This is a genomic window from Streptomyces sp. DG2A-72 (assembly GCF_030499575.1).
GTDB lineage: Bacteria > Actinomycetota > Actinomycetes > Streptomycetales > Streptomycetaceae > Streptomyces.
Genome location: NZ_JASTLC010000001.1, coordinates 9,320,147 through 9,332,691, shown reverse-complemented (window position 1 = coordinate 9,332,691; position 12,545 = coordinate 9,320,147). Strand labels below are relative to the sequence as shown.

Annotated in this window: 10 protein-coding genes; 5 read left to right on the top strand and 5 right to left on the bottom strand. The window is 73.2% G+C overall.

Going from position 1 to position 12,545, the window contains the following annotated elements; translation table 11 throughout:
* Positions 1-74: 74 nt before the first annotated feature.
* Positions 75-980, bottom strand: a complete 906-nt coding sequence (locus QQY66_RS44105; RefSeq protein ID WP_301986079.1) for an NADP-dependent oxidoreductase — start codon at positions 978-980, stop codon at positions 75-77.
* An 860-nt stretch (positions 981-1,840) separates the two neighbouring features.
* Positions 1,841-2,044 (bottom strand): cold-shock protein, encoded by a 204-nt coding sequence (locus tag QQY66_RS44100; RefSeq protein ID WP_301986078.1) that lies wholly within the window; start codon positions 2,042-2,044, stop codon positions 1,841-1,843.
* Positions 2,045-2,789: 745 nt separating this feature from the next.
* On the opposite strand from QQY66_RS44100, the gene QQY66_RS44095 reads away from it, so the two are divergent.
* The gene (locus QQY66_RS44095; protein WP_301986077.1) at positions 2,790-3,599 is read left to right on the top strand and encodes a hypothetical protein; all 810 of its coding nucleotides are present in this window, start codon (positions 2,790-2,792) and stop codon (positions 3,597-3,599) included.
* Complete coding sequence (locus QQY66_RS44090) at positions 3,596-5,503, top strand: non-ribosomal peptide synthetase (protein ID WP_301986076.1); 1,908 nt, start codon at positions 3,596-3,598, stop codon at positions 5,501-5,503. The genes QQY66_RS44095 and QQY66_RS44090 overlap by 4 nt, the downstream gene beginning before the upstream one ends.
* 918 nt (positions 5,504-6,421) lie before the next feature.
* On the opposite strand, the gene QQY66_RS44085 is transcribed toward QQY66_RS44090, so the two are convergent.
* Together QQY66_RS44085 and QQY66_RS44080 are read right to left on the bottom strand one after the other, a co-directional pair.
* Complete coding sequence (locus QQY66_RS44085; protein ID WP_301987699.1) at positions 6,422-7,846, bottom strand: amidase; 1,425 nt, start codon at positions 7,844-7,846, stop codon at positions 6,422-6,424.
* Positions 7,847-7,862: 16 nt separating this feature from the next.
* Positions 7,863-8,144, bottom strand: a complete 282-nt coding sequence (locus QQY66_RS44080) for a hypothetical protein (protein ID WP_301986075.1) — start codon at positions 8,142-8,144, stop codon at positions 7,863-7,865.
* A gap of 199 nt (positions 8,145-8,343) precedes the next feature.
* Between QQY66_RS44080 and QQY66_RS44075 the strand changes: the two genes are divergently transcribed.
* The 3 genes from QQY66_RS44075 to QQY66_RS44065 are packed head-to-tail and all read left to right on the top strand — an operon-like array spanning position 8,344 to position 11,686.
* Positions 8,344-9,795, top strand: coding sequence for an NDP-hexose 2,3-dehydratase family protein (locus tag QQY66_RS44075; protein WP_301986074.1), 1,452 nt, complete (start codon positions 8,344-8,346; stop codon positions 9,793-9,795).
* Entirely contained in the window at positions 9,765-10,910 is a 1,146-nt protein-coding gene (locus QQY66_RS44070) for a Gfo/Idh/MocA family protein (protein ID WP_301986073.1), read from the top strand. The genes QQY66_RS44075 and QQY66_RS44070 overlap by 31 nt, the downstream gene beginning before the upstream one ends.
* A complete protein-coding gene (locus QQY66_RS44065; protein WP_301986072.1) occupies positions 10,907-11,686 on the top strand; it encodes an NAD(P)-dependent oxidoreductase in 780 nt (259 codons plus the stop codon). Before QQY66_RS44070 ends, QQY66_RS44065 begins: the two co-directional genes overlap by 4 nt.
* 72 nt (positions 11,687-11,758) lie before the next feature.
* Here QQY66_RS44065 and QQY66_RS44060 read toward each other — a convergent pair whose 3' ends face one another.
* Complete coding sequence (locus QQY66_RS44060; protein WP_301986071.1) at positions 11,759-12,508, bottom strand: thioesterase II family protein; 750 nt, start codon at positions 12,506-12,508, stop codon at positions 11,759-11,761.
* Positions 12,509-12,545: the final 37 nt, after the last annotated feature.

Here is a 12,545-nt window from a genome sequence, read left to right as displayed (position 1 = left end):
CTCGACAGGGCGATGACCGGGCGGTCATCGAGAACAGCGGGTGGGTAGGGCGTGGCAGTGGCAAGAAGGTGTGGTCAGGCAACGGTGAGGACGAGCTTGCCCCGCACATGCCCGGCGTCGCTGACCTGCTGGGCGGTGGCAGCCTGGTCGAGCGGGTAGGAGGTGACGGTGGTGACGAGCTTTCCGGCCGCGGCGTCCTGGGCCAGGGCGGCCAGGCGCTCGGGCGAGGCCTGCGCGGAACCTTGGGCGAAGGTGATGCCGAGCTGCTGCGCGCGGAAGTCGGCGATGGTGACGATGCGCTCGGTGCCGCCCCGCAGTGTGATCGAGTCCTCCAGGGCGCCCTTGCCGGCCAGGTCGAACACCGCGTCCACGCCGTCGGGGGCCAGCTCCCGGACCCGCTCGACCAGGCCCTCGCCGTACACGGTCGCGGTGGCACCGAGCGAGGTGAGGTAGTCCTGGTTGGCGGGGCCCGCGGTGCCGATGACACGCGCTCCGCGGGCCGTGGCGAGCTGGACCGCCAGCGTTCCGACCCCTCCGGACGCGCCGTGCATCAGTACGGTCTCCCCGGCGGTGACGCCCAGCAGGTTCAGGACCCGCTCGGCCGTCCTACTCGCCACCGGCAGCGCGACCGCGTCCTGCCACTCCAGGTCGGCGGGCTTGGGGGCCACGATGGTGGCCAGCGCGTACTCGGCGTACGAGCCGGTGTCTGCCCAGCCCAGCACCTCGTCACCCACCTGCACGTCCCGCACACCCTCACCCAGCGCGTCCACCACGCCGGCCAGCTCGCCACCGGGGACGGACGGGAAGGTCGTCGGGTACACAGCCTCCAGCATCCCCGAGCGGATCTTGCCGTCCAGCCCGTTCACTCCGGACGCCTTCACGCGGACACGGACCTGGCCGGGGCCGGGTTGCGGGACCTCGATGTCCGCCTCGTGCAGCACTTCCGTACCACCGAAACGGTCAAACAGGATGGCTTTCATGACGACTCCTCTCGCACCACCACCCATTTAGGTGGCTGGCCACGTAATGACCGTAGCAGTCAAAACGTGGCTAGCCAAGTATTTGCGGCCACTCGGCCGCGCAAGCTCGGTCGCGGTCGTGTTGGTCTCCTCGGGGCGGCGGCCGAGGCGGGGGCGCCCGCCGGAGCGCGCCTTGCGCGGCCAGGGACTGTCCCGACCGGGAACTGGATGACCGAGCCGGCCAGACCCTGGCGGTCCGCGCGGCTCCCCACTGATTCAGGGCCCGGGTCAGCTCGCGGTTGGCCGCCCGGGCAGCCTCCGGCTCCGTGTCCCTCTCCCCCAGCCACGCCAACAGCTCGGAGCTCGGCCAGCCGTCGCTCCGGGCGCTGGGTCTGGGTGACGAGCCGGGTGCTGCGGGAGTGTGCGTGGGCGAGGTCGGCCTGGAGCGAGGCGAGGCTGACCGGGAGGCCCGGCCCCGGGGCCAGAGGCAGAGGGTTGCCGTTCGGCCGCGTGGATGAGGGCAAGCCGGTCGCGGTGGCGGTAGAGGAAGGCGCGGTCGACCCCGGCCTGCCGGGCGATGCCGCTCACGCTGATCGCCGTGCGGCAAGCGCCGGCCAGGACCCGGACAGCGACCGGACCCGTTGCCCGAGGGCATGCACGCTGTTCGCGGACAGGTCGGTACCGGGTTCGCCGGCGCGTTGTCTTACAGCGGCAGGGAACGCGGCCGGTATGCCATATGACGATCTGCGAGGTCATGTGGCCGTACCAGCCTTTACCCCGGGGCTCAGCGCACTGGGCGGCCCGGGATGTGCCGAAGGCCGGCGCCATCCGGCGCCGGCCCTCGCATCAAGAGGTGTCCGGCAGGTCTTGCTCGCCGGGTCTCAGATGGCGCGGACGTGCGAGGCCTGCGGGCCCTTGGGGCCCTGGACGATCTCGAACTCCACGTGCTGGTTCTCCTCGAGGCTACGGAAGCCGGAGCTGTCGATCTCCGAGTAGTGCACGAAGACGTCCGGGCCGCCGTCGGCCTGGGCGATGAAACCGAAGCCCTTCTCGGCGTTGAACCACTTGACGGTTCCCTGAGTCATTTTGTTGCTCCTTGCAGGGGCTGGGTACGGGACCCGCACCGTGCGGTGCCCCGGGCCGGCCTGGACGCTACTTCTCCAGTTCCCTGAAGGAAGGCGGCGCCCGCGACATCGTTCTTCGCGAGCGTGCGATGAAACACAGACACAAAAACTACGACCGCCCCGTACAACCCGCCCACCGCCGGATTCATTCCCGCCGCCTGACGCAGGCCTGGCAGTCCTGGCCAGGAAAGGGGGAGCCAGTGTGGGCGCGTGCAGGGCTGTCCTCGGATGCCCCGACGCCGAAGCGACACCGGATCCGCTGGGTTGGCCCACTCCACCTCCACCGGGCAGGGACCGCCGATCCATGGACAAACCTTCCTCTCCCGCCCCTGCGGGGGCGCTCCTACGGTCGAGGCCGCGAGCGCTCACCGGCCCGCCGTGACGAAGGAGAGAGACCCTCATGAAGATGACCGGCAACACGATCCTGATCACCGGCGGAACCTCGGGCATCGCACCGCGGGAAGAGGGAGCGGCCGCTTTCGGTACCTTGCCGCGCACTCCGAACCCTTCGATGAACTCCGCGTCCGGGAACAGCTCACCGAACTCGTCCCGCACCTGACCGACGGCAGGCCGCCGATGAGGTCCGTACGGACAGGGGCCAATAGGGGGCCGACTGGGGTTTGTCCACGGGTGCGGCGCGCCTAGGGTCTGCGTTCGAACGCTGTTGACGGGCGTTTCAGCGACTCTTGGGGGAGGCGGGCACATCATGAGCGGGAGCGGATCCTGGGCAGTCCGGTCCGGCGGGACGGCGGACGGCATCGTTCTCGCCGTCGACTTTCCCGGTACGGGCCGGCGAGAAGCCGGTTTCACGGATCTCGCCGAGCGGCTCGACATTCCGTACGCCCTTTGGGAAACGCTGCCGCCACCGTTGGCCTCCGGTACCACGCTGACCGGTGCCGAGTGGATCGACCGCTGGATGGCCGGGGCCGAGGCGAGCGGGCGTCCGGTGCGCGCGGTGATGGGATTCTGCGCCGCCAGTCCGTACGCGGCCGTCCTGGCACACCGCATCGGGGCAGTGCAGGGCGAGGCGCCGGACACGGTCTTCTTCGACCCGGACATCCCGCAGGAGTTCTTTCTCTACTGGCAGTACCAGCAGATCATGGAACGCTTCCTGCCGGAGCTGACCGCTGAGGAAACCGCCGCAGCGCGGCAGCGCGGCGAGCAGGCGCGCGAGCAGGCCGACGGCCTCACCACCCTGGGCATGCAGCTGAGCCGTCTCTTCCGCGAGTACGGCGAGCCCGCGTGCCGCCGCGCCGGTCTGGACGACGAGCGCACGGCGGAATTCCTCGGCGGCTTCACCACGTACGTGTCCTTCGTGTGCGGCTCCAGTCAGATCGCGGCGCAGGAGCCCGAGGCGCTGGTCTCCACCTGGTCCGCCGCCACCGCCGTGACCTCCGCAGGCAGTGGCGAGGCGGGCCGGCTGGTCGCCAAGGAGATCCCCTTCCCCGACGTCGCGCACGTCGACCTGCTGGCGACCGACGAGGTGGCCGCCGCCGTCTCCGCCCTCCTGCAGTGAGCACCGCCCCCGACCGCGAGGACGACAGCATGGCCAGCGAGGACGCCTGCCCGGCAAGCACGGCCGAGGTCGCGGCGCACGCGCTGACCGGGCCCGTGCGACCGGTGCCCGGCACTCCGCTGCCCGACCTGTTCGGCGCTGCGGCCACGGCGCGGGCCGACGCCACGGCCCTGGTCGCGCCCGACGCGACGTACACCTACGGCGCACTGCACGCCCGCGTGCAGAGGCTGGCCCGCCGGCTGCTCGCGGAGGGCGTCGGTGCCGAGAACCTGGTCGCCGTACTGCTACCGCGCACCGCCGACTCGATCGTCGCGCTGCTCGCCGTCCTCACCGCCGGCGCCACCTACGTGCCCGTGGACAGCGGCTACCCGGAGAAGCGCATCACCGGCATGCTCGCCGATGCGCGCCCCCGCCTGCTGCTCACCACCCGCGACCTCGCCGCGCGGCTCGCGCCGGACGTCCCCGCGCTGTGCCTGGACGACCCCGGTAGCGCCGCGGCGACGGACGCCCTGTCCCCCGACCCCGTCGGGGACGCCGAGCGCACCCGGCCGCTCACGCCGCACGACGCCGCGTACGTGCTGTTCACGTCGGGCTCGACCGGCCGCCCCAAGGGCGTGGTCGTCGAGCACCGCTCCCTGATGAACCTGGTCGCCTCGCACCGCGAGCTGTTCTTCGGGCCCGCGACCCGGCACCTCGGGCGGGAGCGGCTGCGCGTCGCGCACACCGCCGCGCAGTCGTTCGACGCGGCCTGGGACCCGCTGCTGTGGCTGTTCGAGGGGCACGAACTGCACCTCGTCGACGACAACGTCCGCCGGGACCCGTCCCTCCTGGTCCGGCACATCGCCGAGCACCGCATCGACGTCGTGGAGACCACCCCCACCTTCGCCGAACAGCTCGACCGCAGCGGTCTGTTCGACACCGGCCTGCCCCACCGGCTCGGGGTGCTCGCGCTCGGCGGCGAGGCCATCGGGCCCGTCCAGTGGGAACGGCTGCGCGCCCTGCCGCACCTGCTCGCGCTCAACCTGTACGGGCCCAGCGAGTGCACTGTCGACGCGTTCGTCGCCCTGCTCGCGCAGTACCCCTCGCCGACGATCGGCCGACGGCCCGTCCTCAACACGCGCGCCTACGTTCTCGACGAGCGGGGCCGGCCGTGCGCACCCGGCGAGACCGGCGAACTGCACCTGGCGGGAGCGGGAGTCGCCCGCGGCTACCTCGGCCGGCCCGACCTCACCGCCGAACGCTTCGTCACCGACCCCTGGCAGCCGGACGGCGCCCGCATGTACCGCACCGGCGACCTCGTACGGCAGTCCCCCGACGGCACCGTCGTCTTCGTGGGCCGCGCCGACGACCAGGTCAAACTGCGCGGCCAGCGACTGGAGTTGGGCGAGGTCGAGCAGGTGCTGCTGGGCCACGCCTGTGTCGCGCAGTGCGCGGTGCTGCTCCGTGAGGACACCCCGGGCGCCCAGCATCTCGTCGCCTACGTGGTCGGCGAGGGCTGTGTACCGGAGGAACTGCGGGCGTTCGCCGCCGAGTCGCTGGCCGCGTACATGGTGCCGTCCGCCGTCGTCGTCCTCGACGCCCTTCCCCTTTCCCCCAACGGCAAGCTCGACCGCTCCGCCCTGCCGGCCCCCGACTTCGGCGCACCGGCGCGCGGCGGGCGCGAGCCCCGGACGCCGGGCGAGAAGCTGCTGTGCCGGCTGTTCGCGGACATCCTCGGTCTCGGGGACGCCGACGCCGACGGGATCGGGCCCGAGGACGACTTCTTCCTGCACGGAGGGGACAGTATGGGCGCCATCCGCCTCGTCGCCGCCGCCCGCGAGGAGGGCCTGCCCCTGCGCCTCCAGGACGTCTTCGAACACCGCACGGCGGAGGCCCTGGCCGCGTTCGTCGCCGACCAGCTCTGAGGCCGCCGGGGGACGGTGGGCAGCGCCCCCAGAAGACGCGGGCGTACTGGTGCTGCGTGAGGTCCTTCAGCATCTCGCAGCCAGGGGCTCCGGAGGGCCGGCAACCGGGCCAGGGTCTCCTGGAGCACCCACCCGTCGGCCCGGAAGAGGTGGTGCGGTCGCGGCGCGGGCGGATCGCTGCGGAGGACGTGCCGGGCCAGGCCGCCAGACACGGGGACAGGCATATGCGGCACGGGGAAGGCCACGCAGAGCCAGACGCCGAAGGGCAAGGGGACGGGGTACGGCGGTGCTGGTGGGCCAGGTGGGACAGGTGGCCAGGTGGCCAGGTGCGGCAGGCGGTGGGCAGGTGGGCTGCCAGGTGGGCCGGGTAGGCAGGTAGGCGGTGGGCCTGGCGAGTCGGCTGAGCCCGGCGGTCCGGGCAATCGGGGCGAGCCGGTGGAACCCGCCGAGCCGGTGGCATCGCGGGGGTCGGTGGTCCCCGACCGGGCCGGGGAAGGCCGCGAAATCCCCGGGCCGGTTGAGCCTGCCGGGTCGGCGCCCCTGTCGGTCCTGGCGAGCCGATCGGACTTGGCGAGCCCACCGGTCCTGGCAAGCCCACCGGACTTGGCAAGCCCACCGGTCCTGGCAAGCCCACCGGACTTGGCAAGCCCACCGGACTTGGCAAGCCCACCGGTCCTGGCGAGCCATCGGTCCTGGCGAGCCCATGGGAACTGGGGAGCCCATCAGGTCTGCCGAATCTGACGGGTCTGTCGAGCCCGTCGGATCTGCCGGGCCGTGGCTCCGCCGGCGTCCACACCTCCCCGTCTGCGGTCGGACCGGCACAGCGCCCCCGCGCGCGGCCACCGGGTTTCGCTGGGCCGGTCCGGCCCGGGCGGTCGGGTCGGCGGCGGCCCGGGTCCCGTCCGGCCGGGAGTCTGTTCAGGCGCCGGCCGGCACCTCGGCCACCGGCCAGGGGCCGCCGGTCAAGCGCTCGTAGAGGCGGCCGAGGCGCAGGAGGGTCTGTTCGCCGTGGGGACGGCCCATGAACTGCAGGCCGACCGGGAGGCCATCCTCGGGGGAGCCGCAGGGCACGGAGAGGGCGGGCAGGCCCGTCAGGCTCGCCGGGTGGGCGAAGCGGGTGCTGGCGACGGGGACGACGTCCATGCCGCCGTCGGGCTGCGGCAGGAAGAACTCGCCGTGCGCGACCGGGGTGATGGCAACCGTCGGCAGGACGAACGCGTCGACGCCCTCGAACGCCTCCTGCCACTTGGCGTGCAGGAGCTGCCGGGTGCGCAGCGCGTCGATGTAGTCGCTGGCCGGGACCAGCGCGCCCTCCTCCAGCCGGTCGCGGGTCGTCGGGTGCAGCTCGGCGCCGTCCCGCAGGGCGCGGCGGTGGTGGGCGCTCGCCTCCGCGGCCATGATCAGCGCGACGGCGGGCGACACCAGGTCGGCCATCGGAAGGCTCACCCGCACGATGCGTGCGCCCTGCGCGGCGAGCTGGTCCACCCCGGCGGCGACGCGCTCCGCCACGTCCGGCGCGCAGCGCGTGAACAGCGCGTCGTCCGGGACGGCGAGCGTCAGACCCTCCGCCGAGGCGGGCTCCGACGCCGCCCCCGGCTCCGAGTGCGCGTCGGTGTCCGCTCCTGTCAGTGCCGCGAACGCCAGTGCCGCATCGGCCACGCTGCGGGACAGCACGCCCGGTGTGTCCAGCGACCAGGACAACGGGGCCACGCCCTCACCCGGCAGCACACCGTACGTGGGCTTCAGCCCGACCACCCCGCACATGGCGGCCGGGATGCGCACCGAGCCGCCGGTGTCGCTGCCGAGGGCGAGGGGGCCCATGCCGGCCGCGACGGCCGCGGCGGCGCCGCCGCTGGAGCCGCCGGCGGAGCGTTCGGGGCAGCGCGGGTTGCGCGTGCCCGGGGTGACGGTGCCGAACGCGAACTCGTCCATCTGCGTCTTGCCGAGGACAAGCGCCCCCGCCGACCGCAGCCGCGCGACCACTGCGGCGTCGGCGGCGGCCGATGTCCCGCCGGCCCGGCGCAGCGCGGCCGAACCGGCCCAGGTGGGCGTGCCGGCCACGTCGAACAAGTCCTTGACCGACACGGGCACCCCGTCCAGCGGGCCGCGCGGGCCCTCCTGGGCGATGCGCTTGGCGGCCCGCTCGGCCTCGTCGAGGACCGACTCCTCCAGGACGACGGTGTACGCGCCCACCTCTGGGTCGGCCTCGCGGATGCGGGCGAGGACCTGCTGGGCCAGGTCGACGGGGTTCAGGCTGCCGTCGGCGATGCGGGCCGCCGCCTCCACCGCGCTCAACTCGTGACCGGGAGCGGCCGTTTCGGTGCCGGTCCCGGTCTCTGCCATCGGGTTCACGTCTGTGTCACTTCCATTCGAGACGGAACGCGGGGTGCAGCCGCTGCCCGTCCAGGTCGAGGGCCTCCAGCGCCCGGCCGGCGCCGAGGAGCCGGCCGCGCCGTGCCTCGAGATCCGCCCACCGTTCCTCGGCCACCGTGAGCCGGGCCGCCTCGGCGAGCAGACCGACGGCGAACGTGGCGTCGTCCGCCGCGCCACCGGGCGTGCCCGCGACCGCGCTCTGCGAACCCCGTATGCCCTGCGGCCCTTGCCCGCCGTGCGTATTCTGCGCACTCTGCGTTTCGTTCAACAATTCGTTTTCCTGCCGTCGCGGCCGGAGGCGGCCGAGTCGAGTCGATTACATCCGGCAAACTAGCAAGCCCACGGCCGTCGCAGAAGATTGCCGAACGCCGACCCCGGAAAACCCCCGCACAATTCCGGTCCGCTGCTTTCTGTCAGGGGATATTAGGGGGCCAATAGGGGGGCCCGGCGTCCGTACGCTGTCGGAAATGACGACACGTGCAGCGACGGTGGACTCCACCGCGCAGAACCGGGCGGCGGCACTCGTGGAGCCCCAGCGGACCGGCTCGCGGACCGGTCCGCGCTGGGACCGGCGGACGACGGATCTGCTCGCCCGATCGGCGCGGGTGACCGACCGGGGCGTCCAGTTGGCCACCGCGGAGTTCGCCGACTGGCTGGCCGAGCGTGGGCGCGAACACGCCTTCAGGGTGCGGCGGATCGATTTCACCGAACTGAAGGGCTGGCATTTCCGTCAGCCCACCGGAAACCTGGTCCACCAGTCCGGCAGATTCTTCACCGTGGAAGGACTGCGGGTCCGCACCACGGCCGGGCCCTTCCCCGAATGGCATCAGCCGATCATCCGGCAGCCCGAGGTCGGCATTCTCGGAATCCTGGCGAAGGAAATCGACGGTGTTCTGCATTTTCTGATGCAGGCGAAGATGGAACCCGGCAATCCGAATCTGCTGCAGCTGTCGCCGACCGTGCAGGCGACCCGCAGCAACTACACGCGCGCGCACCGCGGCGCGCCCGTCAGGTATGTGGAGTACTTCGCCGGGCCGTGCCGGGGCCGGGTCCTGGCGGACGTGCTGCAGTCCGAGCACGGCTCGTGGTTCTACCGCAAGCACAACCGCAACATGATCGTCGAGACCCGTGACGAGGTGCCCCCGCACCCCGACTTCTGCTGGCTCACCCTGGGCCAGCTGTACGAACTGCTCCGCCGGGACAACACGGTCAACATGGACTCCCGCACCGTGCTGTCCTGCCTGCCCTCCCTCGCGGATCAGCCGGACAGCCGGCTGGCGTTCATCCCGGACGCGGAAGTCCTCAGCTGGCTCACCGAGCACCGCTCCACCCACGACTGGACGATCGAGACGGTCCCACTGAGCGGGCTGCCCGGCTGGCGGCGCGCCGAGCGCGAGATCACCCGCGAGGACGGGCGTTTCTTCGACGTCGTCGCGGTCGCCGTGGAGGCCGGCAGCCGTGAGGTGCCGAGCTGGACGCAGCCGCTGATCGAACCGCACGGCGAGGGCGTCACCGCGTTCCTGCTCCACGAGTTCGACGGCATGCCGCACGTCCTGGCGCACGCCCGCATGGAGGGCGGCCTGCCCCTGGTGGTCGAGGTGGCGCCCACCGTCCAGTGCGTCCCCGCCAACTACCCCGAGGACAAGCGTCCCCGCTACCTCGACGAGGTGCTGGCCGCGCCGCCCGCCCGGGTCCGCTACAGCGCCGTGCACGCCGAGGAGGGCGGCCGGTTCCGCAACGCCGTCAGCCGCTACCTCCTCGTCGAGGCCGACGGCGCCCTCGCCGCCGAGCCCCTGCCGCCCGGGTACGCCTGGCTGAGCCCGCGCCAGCTGGAACGGCTCACCAGCGCCGGGCTCAGCGTCAACGTCCAGGCGCGGACCCTGCTCGCGTGCCTGCGTTCCGTCGCCCGGCCCTCATGACCGGCAGCGCGGAGAAGGTCATCGTCCCGCTCCGGATCGGGGTGCTCGGCGCGGCGGCCATCGCCCGGCGCCGGATGCTGCCCGCGTTCGCCGCCGTGCCCGAGACCCGCGTCACCGCCGTCGCCGGCCGCGCGCCGGGCCGCGCCGACGGCCTCGCCGCCGAGTACGGCTGCGCCGCCGTCACGCCCTACGACGCGCTGCTCGACCGGACCGACGTCGACGCCGTGTACATCCCGACGCCGTTCTCCTTGCACGCCCACTGGACCCGCCGGGCGCTGCTCGCCGACAAGCACGTGCTGGTGGAGAAGCCACTGACCGGCAACCCCGGGGAGGCGGCGGAGCTGGCCGACCTGGCCGCCGCCCGCTCGCTGGTGCTGATGGAGAACGTCATGTTCGTCCATCACGGCGCCCACGCCCGGATCACCGCACTGCTGGACGAGGGCGCGATCGGCGAACTCCGGCATGTGAACGCCACGTTCACCATCCCGGAGCTGCCCGCCGACGACATCCGGCACCGTGCCGACCTGGGCGGCGGCGCCCTCGCGGACACCGGCGTCTACCCGCTGCGCCTCGCCGCCCACGTCCTCGGTGAGGGCCTGCGCGTCGGGGACGCCACCCTCGTCGACGACCCCCGCCACGGCGTCGACATCGCCGGCGCCGTCCTGCTGCGCACCCCGCCGTCCGCGCCCCGCCCGGTCGCCGCCCACCTGACGTTCGGCATGCGCCACGCGTACGAGTCGTCGTACGAACTGTGGGGCAGCCACGGCCGGATCCGCCTCGACCGCGCCTTCACCCCGCCCGCCGACCACGAACCCGTCGTCCATCTGCGCACCGGCCAGGAGGAGCGGGTCCTGCGGCTCCCGGCCGAGGACCAGGTCACGGCGACCGTAAGGGCGTTCGCGGCCGCCGCGCTCGGCCTGCCGGGCGGCGTGGACACGGCCCGGCGGGGCGCGTCCGCCGCGGTGGAACTGGCCCGGCTCCTGGCCGACGTACGGAACGCCGCCACGAGGGCCGAGAAGCCGCACGGTGACCCGCCGACCACCTCGACGGCCGCTGCCGCTTCGGCGGCTTCCGAGGCATCCGTCGCCGCGATCGCGCACGGGAAGGGGTGGTGAGTGCGGTGGAGATCGTCGGACGCGGGTTCCTCGCCCGCCATCTGTCCGCCCTCGCGGGGGCACACGAGGACGTGACCGTGCTGGCCGCCGGGGTGTCGAGCACGGCAGTCGCCTCGCCGGACGCCCTCGCACGGGAGGCCGCCCTGGTGCGGGACACCGCCCGCCGTTGCGGGGCCGAGGGCCGCACGCTGGTGTTCCTCTCCACGGCGTCCCAGGCCCTCTACGGCACCTGCGACACCCCCGCAGGGGAGGAGTCCGCGGCGCCCGTCACCCCGTACGGACGCCACAAGCTGGACCTGGAACGGCGGTTGGCGCAGGATCTGGCCGACTCGGACGCCTCCTGGCTGGTGCTGCGGCTCAGCCACGTCGTGGGCAGCCACCAGCGCCCGCACCAGCTGCTGCCCGCGCTGGTCGCGCAGATCGCCTCCGGCGAGGTCCGCGTCTTCGCGGGTGCCCACCGCGACCTGGTCGACGTCGCCGATGTCGTCGCCTGCCTGGACGCGCTGCTCGCCTCGGGCACGCGTCGGGAGGTGCTGAACGTGGCCGCGGGGACGCCGTACGCCGTCGAGGACATCGTGCGCGGTGTGGAGCGGCAGTTGGGGCGGACGGCACGCTGGGACGTGGTGGACGCCGGCGACCGGGGCGGGCGCACCACGGTCCGCGTCGACCGGCTGCGCCACCACGTCGGCGATCATGCCCCGGCCGGCGGGCCCGCGTACCTCGAACGGCTCCTGGTCCGCTACACGGCGTCGTACCGTCCGGCCGCCCTCGTCTGAGGCACCGGCCGCGGACCCACGACGAGGCCGGGCGGGTTCCCCACGGGGGGCCGGCCCGGCCTCGTCGGCGTGTCACAACCCCAAGTGGGCCCGGATGACGGCGAGGACTTCCGCCGCGCAGTCGTTGAGATAGAAGTGCCCGCCGGGGAAGACGTGGAGGTCGGTGGGGCCCTCGGTGTGGGCGGACCAGGCGCGGGCCTCCTCCACCGTCGTCATGGGGTCGTCGTCGCCCGTCAGCACGGTCACCGGGCAGCGCACGCGGTCGCCGGGACGCAGCTCGTACGTCTCCACTGCGTGGTAGTCGGCGCGGATCGCGGGCAGCACCATCCGCACCAGCTCCTCGTCCTCGAAGACCTGAGCGTCGGTGCCGCTGAGCCGGCGCACCCCGTCCAGCAGGGCGCTGTCGGTGTGCTTGTGCATGTCCTCGCTGGGCCTGACCGCGCTCGGGGCGCGCCGCCCCGACGCGAACAGTGCCACCGGGCCGCGTCCGGACTCTTCCAGCCGGAGTGCCACCTCGTAGCCGAGGAGCGCCCCCATGCTGTGGCCGAACACCGCGAGGGGCCGCTCGTCGCCGTCACGGACCGCGTCGGCGACCCGGTCCGCCAACTCCCGCAGGTCTGCGAGGGGTTCCTCGGAGCGGCGGTCCTGACGCCCCGGGTACTGCACGGCGAGCACGTCGGCGGCGGGCGCGAGCGCGGCGGCCACGGGCACGTAGTAGCTGGCCGCGCCGCCGGCGTGCGGCAGGCACAGCAGTCGCACGCCCGCGTCGGGGGCGGGCCGGTAACGGCGTATCCAGACTCCGGTGTCCACTGCGGAGGTCATCGGGTCCCACTTTCTGTCGGATCAAAGGGGTGGCGCC